General features: G+C 39.8%; 9 protein-coding genes. All 9 read left to right on the forward strand.

Annotated features, from left to right (window positions below):
• Positions 1-117: 117 nt before the first annotated feature.
• The 9 genes from argH to JQM81_RS10415 all read left to right on the forward strand — a co-directional run bounded on the left by argH (position 118) and on the right by JQM81_RS10415 (position 13,388).
• The gene (gene argH, locus JQM81_RS10375) at positions 118-1,497 is read left to right on the forward strand and encodes an argininosuccinate lyase (RefSeq protein WP_235233517.1); all 1,380 of its coding nucleotides are present in this window, start codon (positions 118-120) and stop codon (positions 1,495-1,497) included.
• 18 nt (positions 1,498-1,515) lie between these two features.
• On the forward strand, positions 1,516-2,601 hold the full coding sequence (gene asd / locus JQM81_RS10380; RefSeq protein WP_235233519.1) for an aspartate-semialdehyde dehydrogenase: 1,086 nt from the start codon (positions 1,516-1,518) through the stop codon (positions 2,599-2,601).
• A 665-nt stretch (positions 2,602-3,266) separates the two neighbouring features.
• Positions 3,267-5,381 (forward strand): polyphosphate kinase 1, encoded by a 2,115-nt coding sequence (ppk1, locus tag JQM81_RS10385; protein ID WP_235233521.1) that lies wholly within the window; start codon positions 3,267-3,269, stop codon positions 5,379-5,381.
• Between the two features lie 18 nt (positions 5,382-5,399).
• A complete protein-coding gene (locus JQM81_RS10390) occupies positions 5,400-7,433 on the forward strand; it encodes a DNA topoisomerase (protein WP_235233522.1) in 2,034 nt (677 codons plus the stop codon).
• Between the two features lie 24 nt (positions 7,434-7,457).
• On the forward strand, positions 7,458-8,123 hold the full coding sequence (locus JQM81_RS10395; protein WP_235233523.1) for a UDP-N-acetylglucosamine pyrophosphorylase: 666 nt from the start codon (positions 7,458-7,460) through the stop codon (positions 8,121-8,123).
• A 17-nt stretch (positions 8,124-8,140) separates the two neighbouring features.
• Complete coding sequence (locus tag JQM81_RS10400; protein WP_235233524.1) at positions 8,141-9,016, forward strand: NAD(P)-dependent oxidoreductase; 876 nt, start codon at positions 8,141-8,143, stop codon at positions 9,014-9,016.
• Between the two features lie 66 nt (positions 9,017-9,082).
• On the forward strand, positions 9,083-9,559 hold the full coding sequence (locus tag JQM81_RS10405; RefSeq protein WP_235233525.1) for a methylglyoxal synthase: 477 nt from the start codon (positions 9,083-9,085) through the stop codon (positions 9,557-9,559).
• A 124-nt stretch (positions 9,560-9,683) separates the two neighbouring features.
• Positions 9,684-11,213, forward strand: coding sequence for a sodium:solute symporter family protein (locus tag JQM81_RS10410; protein ID WP_235233526.1), 1,530 nt, complete (start codon positions 9,684-9,686; stop codon positions 11,211-11,213).
• Between the two features lie 186 nt (positions 11,214-11,399).
• Entirely contained in the window at positions 11,400-13,388 is a 1,989-nt protein-coding gene (locus JQM81_RS10415) for a 2-isopropylmalate synthase (protein ID WP_235233527.1), read from the forward strand.
• Positions 13,389-13,708: the final 320 nt, after the last annotated feature.

Consider the following 13,708-nt stretch of genomic DNA (forward strand, 5'->3'; position numbering starts at 1 on the left):
GTATAATAGTGGCAATTCATTTATGAAAATACAAAAAAGTACGAAATCATTTGATTTTATGCAAAAATATGATAAAATCGTTTACAGTATATTTTTACGAAAGGAAGAGAAATCCATATGGCACAGTTATGGGGTGGACGTTTTACAAAAGAAACGGATCAGTTAGTATATAATTTTAATGCTTCGATTTCATTTGATAAGAGATTCTATGCGCAGGATATCAAGGGCAGTATTGCGCACGTCATGATGCTTGCAAAGCAGGGGATTCTAACAGATAATGAGAAAGAGCAGATCATCGCAGGCCTGGAAGGAATCTTAAGTGATGTAGAGAATGGAAAGCTTGATATCTCGGAGAAATATGAGGATATTCATAGTTTTGTTGAAGCAACATTGATCGATCGGATCGGGGAACCGGGTAAGAAGCTGCATACCGGAAGAAGCCGGAATGATCAGGTGGCTTTAGATATGAAACTTTATACAAGAGATGAGGTTCATCTCCTGGACAGTCTGGTGAAAGAATTGTTACATGCAATTCTTGCAATTATGGAAGAAAATACAGATACATATATGCCGGGATTTACACATCTTCAGAAAGCACAGCCGATTACACTGGCGCATCATATGGGTGCTTATTTTGAAATGTTCAAAAGAGACCATGAACGGCTGAGAGATATCTATAAGCGTATGAATACGTGTCCGTTGGGGTCGGGGGCATTGGCTGGAACGACATATCCTCTGGATCGGGAATATACTGCAAGCTTGTTAGGCTTTGATGGACCGACGCTCAATAGTATGGATGGTGTTTCTGACAGGGATTATTTGTTAGAACTATTATCCGCATTATCTATTATTATGATGCATTTAAGTAGGTTCTCGGAAGAAGTGATTATCTGGAATTCCAATGAATATAAATTTGTTGAGATTGATGATGCTTACAGCACTGGAAGTAGTATCATGCCACAGAAAAAGAATCCGGATATTGCAGAGCTTGTCCGTGGTAAGACGGGCAGAGTATACGGAGCATTGAATGCATTGCTTACAACGATGAAGGGGATTCCGCTTGCATACAATAAGGATATGCAAGAGGATAAGGAATGGGCTTTTGACGCAATTGATACTGCTAAGGGCTGCCTGACTTTGTTTACAGGAATGCTTCGGACGATGCAGTTTAATAAGGAACGGATGAAAGACAGCGCAAGACATGGATTTACCAATGCAACGGACGCTGCTGATTATCTGGTAAACCATGGAGTTGCGTTTAGAGATGCACACGGAATCGTTGGGCAGCTGGTATTATTGTGCCTGGAGAAAAAGATTGCGTTGGATGAGCTTCCGCTGGAAGAATATAAAAAGATATCTCCTGTATTTGAGGAAGATATCTATGATGCAATTAGTCTGGAAACTTGTGTAAATAAACGAATTACCATTGGTGCACCAGGTAAGAGTGCAATGGATGAAGTGGTTGATGTATATAAGAAATATATGGATGAATACTAAGAGAAGGAGAGAGTGAAGATGGAAAAGAAACTAAGAGTAGGTATTTTAGGAGCAACAGGAATGGTTGGACAGCGTTTTATCTCATTGCTTGAAGATCATCCTTGGTTTGAAGTTGTAACAGTGGCAGCCAGTCCACGTTCTGCAGGAAAGACTTATGAAGAGGCTGTAGGAGGACGCTGGAAAATGGATACTCCGATGCCGGAGGCTGTTAAAAATCTGATTGTATTAAATGTGAATGAAGTAGAGAAGGTTGCTGAAACAGTAGACTTTGTGTTCAGTGCAGTAGATATGACAAAAGATGAAATTCGTGCAATTGAAGAAGCATATGCAAAGACTGAGACCCCTGTCGTATCAAATAACAGTGCACATCGCTGGACACCGGATGTACCAATGGTAATTCCGGAAATCAATATTGAGCACTTTGGTCTGATCGAGACACAGAAAAAACGCCTTGGAACAACACGCGGATTCATTGCAGTAAAACCAAATTGTTCTATCCAAAGCTATACTCCTTGTCTGGCAGCATGGAAGGAATTTGGACCAAAAGAAGTTGTTGCAACCACTTATCAGGCAATTTCTGGTGCAGGCAAGACGTTTAAGGATTGGCCGGAAATGGTAGAGAATATTATTCCATATATCGGTGGAGAGGAAGAAAAGAGTGAGCAGGAACCACTCCGTGTACTTGGAACATTAGAAGACGGTCAGATTACATTGGCAAAAGAACCAAAGATTACTTGTCAGTGTCTGCGTGTCCCGGTATTAAATGGACATACAGCAGCTGTATTCATTAACTTTGAAAAGAAACCTACCAAAGAGCAGTTAATCGAAAAATTAGAGAGTTTCAAAGGATTTCCACAGGAAGCAGAGCTCCCAAGTGCTCCAAAGCAGTTCATCCAGTATCTGGAAGAGGACAATCGCCCACAGGTAAAGATGGATGTAGATTATGAGAATGGTATGGGTGTGTCTATCGGACGTCTGAGAGAAGACAGCATCTATGATTATAAGTTTATTGGACTGTCTCACAACACCGTACGTGGTGCAGCAGGCGGAGCAGTGCTGTGCGCAGAATCCCTGACAGCCAAAGGATACATTCAGGCGAAGTAGGAATTTAGATTAGTTAGTTGGTAATTGGGTGTGTACGGCGAGAGGACGGATGGGATGGTTGCCATTGCGGAGTCCTTCGCTAAGAATCCATAACAGGAAAAGAAGCAGATATTTTGTGACCAGGCTGATTCACCCCGAAATCCTGATGATTTCGAGGCTCAGCAGCCTTTTCAGATTTGGCTTGAGGCCAAATCATCGCACAAAATATCTGCTTCTTTTCCCATAACGGATTCTATCGCTTGTCCAACGAATGGCAGCCATCCCATCCATCTTCTCGCCTGACATCCCCCAAATCCGCAACTTCCTCATCCGGGAGAATTCCTGCGCGTTATGCAGAGGGAAAGATCATAGCAAAGATATGTCAAAAAACTGGCAGAATAACTAACTGATTCTTCCATTGAAATAATGATAAATAGTATAAAACATCGCTCCCCATTGCGCTTCGCGCCAGGAATTCCTCCAGATGAGTTCGTTCAGTATTTGAGAATGTCAGGCGCAAGGAAGCTTGGATAGACGGATAGCAACCAGCCTACCAAGCTTCCTTGCGCCGTACACTCTCAATTACCAACTCACTCATCTAAATTCCCATTTCATTCTTCCTTTTGTGATGGTGAAGTGTTAAAATAAAAAAAGATGTTATAGTGAAAAATGCGAGGTATGCAGATATGGACAAAGAGATATACAATTATACGCAAAACAGAGAATTATCCTGGCTTCGGTTTGATCAGAGAGTCCTGGAGGAAGCACAGGATCCAACGGTTCCGCTTTTGGAAAGAATGAAATTTGTTGCAATATTTACCAGTAATTTGGATGAATTTTTTATGATTCGTGTCGGAAGTTTATTTGATATGGCACAGACAGATGCGAATAATAAGGACAGCCGTACTGGTATGACGCCTAAAGAACAATTGGAAAAGATTTATGGGGCAGTTGCACCTCTTTATAAAGAACGGGATAAGACATATGCGGAGATTAAGAAGCAATTGTCGCCGTATGGAATTTGTGGTCTGGATTTTAAAGAATTAGAACAGTCTGAGAAGAAATATGTGAAAAAGTATTTTAAAGAGCAGGTTCTGCCGATTTTGTCTCCGCAGATTGTGGATGCGAATCATCCGTTCCCACATTTGTTAAATAAAGCCATCTATGTTACGGCAAATTTAAAGCATAAGGAATCAGAAAAAGGGAAGACGACTCTTGGAATCGTTCCGGTTCCACAGTTCGTATCAGATATTTTGGTTTTGCCTGGGCATGATATCCGTTATATTCGCATGGAAAAGGTAATCATGGAATATTTGAATCTTGTCTTTGAACAGTATGAGGTGTCGGATGCCAATTATATTTGTGTTACAAGAAATGCAGATGTATCACCGGATGATGAGGCGCTGGAGGTTAATGATGATTTCAGGCTGCTGATGAAAGAGACTCTTCATAAACGCCGCAAAATGGCGGTTGTACGATTAGAAATCGCCGAGAAACTGACTGGGGATATGGAGAAGTATTTCTGCGAAAAATTTAACATTACACCGGCACAGATCTTTCGTACCAAGATGCCAATGAAATTGGATTATATTTTTTCGATTGCAGGAAATCTTCCAGAGTCTATGAAACGGTCTTTGACATACACGCCATTTTCTCCGCAGAATTCAGCTCATGTGCAGGATGGAAGTGTGATGAAGCAGGTAAAGAAAAGGGATATCCTTTTGTTTTATCCTTATGAGAGCATGAATCCTTTCTTGAAATTGATTAAAGAAGCTTCCGTGGATCCAAATGTTTTGACGATTAAGATTACAATTTATCGTCTGGCCAAGAAAGCTCGTCTGGTAGAATATCTGTGTGCAGCGGCAGAAAATGGAAAAGAAGTCACTGTATTGATTGAATTGCGGGCGAGATTTGATGAGCAGAATAATATTGATTGGTCGGAGCGTCTGGAAGAAGCAGGATGTCGGGTCATCTATGGATTTGAGGGATATAAGGTACATTCTAAGATCTGTCTGATTACTTACCGGAACCGTAATGAGATACAGTATATTACACAGATTGGAACTGGTAATTATAACGAGAAAACTGCGACTATGTATACAGATCTGTCTTTGATGACTGCAAATCAGGCAATAGGAAGAGATGCTGCTGAATTTTTCAAGAATATGTCCATAGGTAATCTAAATGGAAACTATGATTATCTGATCGTGTCACCTACAAGTCTGAAGCAGAAAATATTATATTTGATAGATGAGCAGATTAAAAAAGGAAACAATGGACGAATTATTATGAAGATGAATTCTCTTACGGATGTAGATTTTATCCGTAAGGTTTCTGAAGCGTCAAAGGCTGGTGTGAAAGTCGACTTGATTGTCAGAGGAATATGCTGTATACTTCCAGGAGTACCAGGCTATACAGATAATCTGAGAGTAATGAGCGTGGTGGGAAGATTTTTGGAACATCCGCGTATTTTTAGTTTTGGTACGGGGGCAAATCAAAAGATATATATTGGTTCGGCAGATATGATGACGAGAAATACGGAGAAGCGAGTAGAAGTCGCCTGCCCTGTATTGGATGATAATATAAAAAGCCAGATCAACCATTATCTGAAAGTGATGCTTGGTGATAATATCAAGGCCAGAATCTTACAGAGCAACGGAGCTTTTGTAAAGAAGAAAGCATCAGAGCCAATGATTGATTCACAGGCTGTCTTTATGGAAGAGGCAATCCATGCCAAGAAGGAGACGCCAGAGCAGGAAAATGGACTGGGCAGATGGTTGAAAGGGCTCTTGAAAAGATAAGGAGTTTTGATAAGATTTATGGGGAAATCACTGTATATTGCAGAGAAACCGAGTGTGGCACAGGAATTTGCCAAGGCACTGAAGATAAAGACTAGAAGACAAGACGGATACCTGGAGTCAGACGAGGCAATTGTTACCTGGTGTGTAGGACATCTGGTAACAATGAGCTACCCAGAAGAGTATGATCCGAATTTGAAAAGGTGGAGTTTGGAAACTCTGCCTTTTATACCAAAGGAGTTTAAATATGAAGTCATTCCGGCAGTGTCCAGGCAATATAAGATTGTTGCAGGACTTCTTAACCGAGAAGATGTTGACGTGATCTATGTATGTACTGACTCCGGACGAGAGGGAGAATATATCTATCGTCTGGTGGAGCAGCAGGCAGGAGTGCATGGAAAGGAACGGCGCCGTGTCTGGATTGATTCTCAGACAGAAGAAGAGATTTTAAGAGGTATTCGGGAAGCAAAAGATCTGAAGGAATATGACAATCTGTCTGCATCAGCTTATTTGAGAGCGAAAGAAGATTATTTGATGGGAATTAATTTTTCCCGCCTTTTGACATTAAAGTATGGCAACAGTATTTCTAATTATTTGAACACAAAGTATTCTGTGATTTCTGTGGGAAGAGTGATGACTTGTGTGTTGGGAATGGTTGTACGACGGGAGAGAGAGATTCGGGAATTCGTAGAAACGCCTTTCTATCGTGTGCTCAGTACTATCGGTGATCAGGAACAAAGTTTTGAAGGTGAATGGAGAGCGGTCAAAGGGTCTCGTTGGTTTGAGTCTTTCGACTTGTATAAAGAGAATGGATTTAAAGAACGGGAAAAAGCAGAGGATCTGATTACATATTTGAGTGATGAGAAACCTATGCAGTGTCAGATTGTATCCATTGAAAAGAAAAAAGAGAAGAAGAATCCGCCTTTGCTTTTTAATCTGGCAGAGCTACAGAATGAATGCTCTAAGCGTTTTAAGATTAGTCCGGATGAGACACTTCGAATCGTACAGGAATTATATGAAAAGAAACTCGTGACTTATCCCAGAACGGATGCGCGAGTGCTGTCTACAGCCGTGGCAAAGGAAATTCATAAGAATCTGAATGGTCTGATGAAGTATCAGCCTGTGGTGCCATATCTTCAAGATATTGTTGCATTGGGAAGTCATAAGGGGTTAGAAAAAACTCGTTATGTGAATGATAAGCAGATTACAGATCATTATGCGATTATTCCGACGGGACAGGGATTGAATGTGTTAGGTACATTGTCTCATCTGTCATGTCAGGTCTATGATTTGATTGTAAGGAGATTCCTGAGTATATTCTATCCTCCGGCGATTTATCAGAAAGTGGCAATTGTGACCAAGATGAAAGAGGAATCCTTTTTTTCAAATTTTAAAGTGCTTGCAGAAGAAGGTTACTTAAAGGTTGCAGGAATTCCGGGACAGAAGAAAACTATTACATCGGATGACGGGCAGGATGAGGAAAAAGATACAGATGCTTCCTTTTTTCAAAAAATACAATCTTTGCGAAAAGGAATGATTTTAGAAGTGCAATCGCTGGATATTAAGGAAGGAAAGACTTCACCTCCGAAACGTTATAATTCTGGTTCTTTGATCCTGGCCATGGAGAATGCAGGACAACTGATTGAAGATGAAGAATTGCGGGCTCAGATTAAGGGAAGTGGTATTGGAACCAGTGCAACACGAGGAGAGATACTTAAGAAGCTGTTCCATAATAAATATCTGGCTTTGAATAAGAAGACGCAGATTGTGACGCCGACGATGCTTGGAGAAATGATCTATGATGTGGTGGATCATTCTATCAAATCTCTTTTAAATCCAGAATTGACTGCGAGCTGGGAAAAGGGATTGAATTATGTTGCAGAAGGCGAGATTACGCCAGATGAATATATGCGTAAACTGGATCATTTTATTGTAAGTAGGACGCAAGGAGTTAAAGAGCTTTATAATCAGAATCAGTTACGTGCCTGTTATGATAAAACAGCACAATTTTATAAAAAATCTAATCAAGGGCGAAAATATTCAAATAAAAAGTAAAATAAATAAAGGAGTTAGAATCATATGAAAGAATTGACAGTAGAGGAATTGTATACGTTGGATGAGACTATTGCAAAAGATATTTTTGAGGGAGTGACCTATCCTTGGGAAGTTCTTCCAAAAATCAGTGCATTTATTCTAAAGTTGGGAGAGACATTGCCGGAGGAGGACTATGATAAAATAGGTGATGATGTGTGGATTGCTAAGTCTGCCAAAGTGTTTGAATCAGCTTACATACATGGACCTGCGATTATTGGCAAAAATGCTGAGGTAAGACATTGTGCATTTATTCGTGGGAATGCTATCGTAGGGGAAGGTGCTGTTGTTGGTAATTCCACGGAGTTAAAAAATGTGATTTTATTCAATAAAGTACAGGTCCCTCATTACAATTATGTTGGTGATTCCATTTTGGGATATAAAGCTCATATGGGAGCAGGATCTATCACATCTAATGTTAAGTCAGATAAAAAACTGGTCGTGGTTAAAACACCAGAAGAGAATATTGAGACAGGAATCAAGAAATTTGGTGCAATGCTTGGCGATGAGGTGGAGGTTGGATGTGGAACTGTTTTGAATCCTGGAAGTGTGGTAGGAAGCCATTCCAATATCTATCCGCTTTCAAGTGTCAGAGGCTATGTGCCGGCAAATAGTATCTATAAAAGACAAGGAGAGATAGTAGAAAAGAGATAGAGAAAGGAGAATGTATTATGAATAAAATAGGTTTTATTGGCGTTGGCATTATGGGAAAATCTATGGTGCGTAATCTCATGAAGGCGGGATTTGAACTTCATATTTATGCCAGAAATAAAGAAAAGGTAAAGGATGTAATCAGTGAAGGGGCAAATTTCCATGAGTCGATTCAGGATTGTGTAAAAGATTGTGAAGCAGTAATTACAATTGTAGGCTTTCCAAAGGATGTTGAGGAAGTATACTTTGAGGAAGGAAATATTCTGGATAGTGCAGAGTCAGGAGCATATCTGATTGATATGACGACAACAAGTCCGATGCTTGCTGAGAAGATATATAAAGAGGGGACAGAAAAGGGGTATCACGTACTTGATGCACCTGTTACTGGTGGAGATACCGGGGCAAAGGCAGGAACTCTTTCTATATTGGTTGGCGGTCTGAAAGAGGATTTTGAAAAATGTATGCCATTATTCCAGGCAATGGGAACAAATATAAATTATCAAGGAAATGCAGGATGTGGACAGCATGCCAAACTTGCTAATCAGATTATGATTGCAGGAACTTTGTCTGGTGTCTGTGAGGCTCTGACTTATGCAAAAGCAAAAGGATTAGATCCACAAGTATTCCTGGATTCGGTATCTACAGGAGCTGCAGGAAGTAAGCAGTTAGATATATTCGGGCCAAAGATTCTGGCAGGAGATTATGAACCAGGTTTTTTTCTGAAACATTTTGTAAAGGATATGAAACTTGCGCTTACAGAGGCTAATATGAGCGAACTGAGTTTGGAAGTGTTGAGTCTCGTGCTTGCAAACTATGAAGAATTAGAGGCTGCCGGCTACGGCAATCTTGGAACGCAGGCTCTTATGAAATACTATGCAGAAGCGGGAGAAGAATGATAATTTCTTGTATATGGTGAAAAAATGTAGTACGATAGGAAGGACTCATAGAAAGGAGAGTAGTATATGTTAGATGATAACTATGTAACATTTGAGACTGGAAAAGCAAAACATATTGCATTGGTCGCACATGATGGTAAGAAAAAAGAACTGGTAGAGTGGTGTGATAAGAATAAGGAGATCTTAAAAGGACATTTCTTATGTGGAACAGGAACGACTGCAAGATTAATATCTGAGAAGACAGGACTTCCAGTAAAAGGATATAATAGTGGTCCCCTTGGAGGTGATCAGCAGATTGGTGCAAAGATTGTAGAAGGGCAGATTGATTTTATGATCTTTTTGTGGGATCCACTGGAAGCTCAGCCACATGACCCAGATGTAAAAGCATTACTGCGTATTGCGGTTGTATATGATATTCCGGTTGCGAATAATCTGGCAACGGCAGATTTTATGTTGAGTTCTAAATATATGAATGGTGTATACAGCAGAAAAGTAGAGAATTTTAATAAGACTGTTCAGGAACGTGTGGAGAAATTGAAATAAACAGAGCATTCTTTCATTGACATATAATAGACTATATGATAAACTACTTTCAGGTTAAACTTTAATACGTTAAAGTGTTGCGGTTTAAAGCAACAAAAAGGGAATGAAAGTTGAGGAGAAGCATATGGTTATTAAAGTGTTATTGCTTATTGTTTTCTTTGCCGTTATGGTTTCGGTAGGAATTTATTCAAGAAAGCATGCAACGAGTGTGGATGGTTATGTATTAGGAGGACGTTCTGTAGGGCCGTGGCTTACGGCATTTGCATATGGAACTTCTTATTTTTCAGCGGTTGTATTCGTTGGATATGCCGGACAGTTTGGATGGAAATATGGTCTTGCTTCCACTTGGATCGGTTTGGGAAATGCAATCATTGGAAGTCTTTTGGCATGGGTTGTCTTAGGAAGACGTACCAAAGTTATGACGCAACATTTGAATTCCAAGACAATGCCGGATTTCTTTGGAGTGAGATTTGACAGTAAGGCGCTTAAGATCACAGCATCAGCAATCGTATTTATCTTTCTGGTTCCATATACTGCATCTGTATATAATGGATTATCTAGATTATTCGGGATGGCGTTTAATATTCCTTATACATATTGTGTGCTTGTAATGGCTGTATTTACTGGAATTTATGTTATTCTTGGTGGTTATATGGCAACAGCTATCAATGATTTTATCCAGGGAATTATTATGCTTGGCGGTATCATTGCTGTTATTGCAGCTGTTTTAAGCGGAAAGGGCGGATTTATTGCAGCAATCCGTCAGATGGCAGAGATCCCAAGTGATGTGCCGGTTACGATGGGACAGCCAGGTGCATTTACTTCTTTCTTTGGACCAGATCCGCTGAATCTTCTGGGAGTTGTTATTCTGACATCGCTTGGTACATGGGGACTTCCACAGATGGTCGGCAAATTCTACGCAATCAAAGATGAGAAATCTATCAACACAGGTACAGTTATTTCCACTTTATTTGCTGTTGTCATCTCTGGTGGATGTTATTTCCTCGGCGGATTTGGAAGATTATTCGATAATCCAACCATTTATGCAGAAGACGGAAGTATGATCTACGATGGAATTATTCCATATATGCTGTCAACGCTACCGGATATTTTGATTGGTATTGTTGTAGTATTGGTGTTATCTGCATCCATGTCGACTCTGGCATCATTGGTGCTGACGTCTAGTTCTACATTGACGCTTGATTTTCTGAAAGGTAATGTGATGAAAGATATGGACGAAAAGAAACAAGTACGTACAATGCAGGTATTGGTTGTATTCTTTATTGTATTATCTGTAGTAATCGCATTGGATCCACCGACCTTTATTGCTCAGCTTATGGGTATCTCCTGGGGAGCACTTGCCGGAGCATTTCTGGCACCATTTATGTATGGATTATATTGGAAAGGCGTTACAAAAGCTGCGGTATGGGCAAGCTTTGCATCAGGTGTTGGAATCACAGTTTCCAATATGTTCTTGCATTATATTGCATCCCCAATCAATGCAGGTGCAATTGCAATGATTGTTGGTTTGGTTATTGTACCGATTGTTAGTCTGATCACACCAAAGATGAACAAAAAGCAAGTGGATGACATATTTGAATGTTATGAAGAGAAAGTAACCATTACAAAAAAGCGTTCTTTGGAGGTAAATTAGAAGTGATTCTCGTCTGATTCCAGATGAAGAAAAATGAAATGACATAATATTAAAATACATCAAGGAAAGTGATTAAAATCATCACTTTCCTTTTTTGTTGACATATGTTAGGATAGGTTATGATTAAAATAAAACAATTAAATTGATGAATTTTATTCGAATTGTCATAGAAGGAGAGGTATTTGTATGAAAAATTGTAAGAAATATGAAAGAACATATTTTATGCCACCGGAGGTTACTTATGATTGGGTGAAAAAAGAATATATTGAGAAACCGCCGATTTGGTGTAGTGTGGATCTGAGAGATGGAAATCAGGCATTAATTGAACCAATGAGTTTGGATGAGAAGCTGGAATTTTTCCAGATGCTGGTGGAAATAGGATTTAAAGAAATTGAAGTTGGTTTTCCGGCAGCATCTGAGACGGAATACCAATTCATGAGAACCTTGATTGAAAAGAATATGATTCCGGATGATGTTACAGTACAGGTACTGACTCAGGCAAGAGAACATATTATTAAGAAGACATTTGAGGCAGTGAAAGGCGCACCACATGCAGTGATCCATTTATATAATTCTACATCTGTTGCACAGAGAGAGCAGGTATTTAGAAAGAGTAAAGAGGAGATCAAGAAGATTGCGATTGATGGAGCAGAATTGCTTCTGAAGTTGGCGTCTGAGACGGATGGAAATTTTACATTTCAGTATAGTCCGGAAAGTTTCCCAGGAACAGAAGTGGATTATGCGGTTGAGGTGTGTAATGCAGTCCTGGATGTATGGAAACCAACAGCAGATAATAAAGCAATTATTAATATCCCAACAACCGTAGAAAATGCAATGCCACATGTATTTGCCTGCCAGCTGGAATATGTTAATAAGCACCTGAAATATAGAGATAACGTTATCTTATGTTTACACCCTCACAATGACAGGGGATGTGGTGTGGCAACGGCAGAACTTGGAGTTCTGGCAGGAGCTGACCGTATTGAAGGTACTTTATTTGGAAATGGAGAGCGTACCGGTAATGTAGATATTGTTACAATGGGAATGAATATGTATTCTCATGGTGTGGATCCGGGACTTGATTTTTCAAATATGCAGAAGATTAGAGAGACTTATGAGCGTTTGACAAGAATGCATGTATATGAGCGTCAGCCATATGCTGGAGATTTGGTATTTACAGCATTTTCAGGATCTCATCAAGATGCAATTGCTAAAGGTATGACTTGGAGAGAAGAGAAACAGTGTGATACATGGACAGTTCCATATCTGCCGATTGATCCGCAGGATGTTGGAAGAAAGTATGATTCTGATGTTATTCGTATCAATAGTCAGTCTGGCAAGGGCGGTGTCAATTATATCCTGAAGCAAAGTCATGGTATTAATCTGCCACAGAAGATGAGAGAAGAAGTTGGATATCTCGTAAAAGATGTATCTGACAAGGCACACAAAGAACTTACACCAGAGTGGGTATATCAGATATTTGCAGACAATTATATTAATACGAAGAGTATCTTCCATGTGGATGAGTGCCATTTCAAGCAAGTTGACGGAATCACTGCAGAAGTAACGATTAATCATGCCGGTGAGAGTAGAGTGATTACTGCCAATGGTAATGGACGTCTGGATGCTGTCAGCAACGCGATTAAGCAGTATTTTAACATTAGTTATGAACTTACATTTTATGAGGAGCATTCACTCACTAAAGGATCTTCTTCTAAGGCAGTAGCATATGTTGGAATCATCTGTAAAGGCAAGACTTTCTGGGGCGTTGGCATTGATGCAGATATTATCCGTGCTTCCATTGAGGCATTAATTGTAGCTGTTAATAAGATAGAAGAACTGGGATCTGCTGATCCATGTAAAGATGCCAGAATGATTGAAATCATGAATTATATTCAGGCCAATTATATTGACATTACTTTGGATGATCTGGCAGAAAAATTCTATCTGTCCAAACCATATATTTCTAAATATATCAAAGAGAAGTCAGGAATGACATTTGGTGAGCTGGTTAAGAAGATTCGAATGAAAAAGGCAAAAGCACTTTTGAAGAGCAGCAATATGACGGTAGAGAATATTGCCTTGTCGGTTGGTTACCAGAATGTTGAGCATTTTAATCGAATGTTTAAGAAAGCTTATAACATGACACCAATGCAGTTCAGAAATCAGAAGTAGATGGGAATTTAGATTAGTTAGTTGGTAATTGGGAGGTGTACGGCGCAAGGGAGTTGAATAGGCTGGTCTGTATCCGGTATCCTTCGCCAAGAATCCATAACAGAAAAAAGAGTTGCAATTTCGTGACCGGACTGATTCACCGAGAAATTTGGATAATTTCTCGATTCAGCAGTCCTTTCGAATTTGGCTGGAAGCCAAATTCTCACACGGAATTGCAACTCTTTTTTCTGTAACGGATTCTAACGCTTGACTAGACGGATACAGACCAGCCTATCCAACTCCCTTGCGCCTGACATTCCCAATTACTGAACGAACTCATC

Origin of the sequence: Faecalicatena contorta (assembly GCF_021531895.1) — a bacterium.
Taxonomy (GTDB): domain Bacteria; phylum Bacillota; class Clostridia; order Lachnospirales; family Lachnospiraceae; genus JAFBIX01.